Source organism: Virgibacillus sp. 7505, assembly GCF_002272135.1.
Taxonomy (GTDB): Bacteria; Bacillota; Bacilli; order Bacillales; family Amphibacillaceae; genus Terribacillus.
The window spans coordinates 1-211 of sequence record NZ_NPBF01000476.1 but is presented as its reverse complement, the minus strand read 5'-3'; the positions used below and the strand labels follow the sequence as shown (position 1 = coordinate 211).

At 47.4% G+C, this 211-nt stretch carries 1 protein-coding gene; it reads left to right on the top strand.

Annotation, left to right across the window (positions count from 1 at the left end):
- On the top strand, positions 1-211 hold a 211-nt coding region (locus CHH91_RS19865), incomplete at both ends, for a nucleoside recognition domain-containing protein (protein WP_353615344.1).

Sequence of the window (211 nt, the reverse complement as noted above, 5' to 3'; positions counted from 1 at the left end):
CTGTCCAAGCGGCGATTGACACTTCGGCTGCTGGTATTGATATGCTCTTTGGCGGTGTCCTGCAAGCGGAAGGAGTCGGCAGCGTTTTCGCTTTTCAAGTGTTGCCTGTGATCATTTTTTTCTCAGCGATTATTAGTATTCTCTATCATTTCGGCATCATGCAGTTTGTTGTCAAATACTTAGGAGGCGGCATTGCCAAGTTGCTTGGGAC